1 protein-coding gene is annotated in these 246 nt (G+C 47.2%); it reads right to left on the reverse strand.

Translation table 11 applies throughout. The features are described from left to right. A partial coding sequence (locus R0J87_RS23415) for a 16S rRNA (guanine(527)-N(7))-methyltransferase RsmG (RefSeq protein ID WP_498889375.1) occupies nucleotides 1-246 on the reverse strand: 246 nt, incomplete at both ends.

Genomic DNA, 246 nt, shown 5'->3' on the forward strand with positions numbered 1-246 from the left:
GCTACTTTAACAAAATCAGGCAAAGCTGCAATTTCTTCTTGTACAGCAGCACCTTTCATGGCGAAAAAGCGCCCAGTTGGGGCGGGTAAATGCCTGCACCAGTTCAGCATATCGTTCATCGAAGCAAAAGCACGACTGATCACGCCATCATAGCCTTGCTCTGGCTGATGGTCTTCCACCCGGCTTTGTAACGGGAAAATATTGCTCAACTTCAGCTGCAATTTCACCTGATTGAGAAAACGAATG

This window comes from Halomonas sp. SIMBA_159, assembly GCF_046536035.1.
Classification (GTDB): domain Bacteria; phylum Pseudomonadota; class Gammaproteobacteria; order Pseudomonadales; family Halomonadaceae; genus Vreelandella; species Vreelandella venusta_A.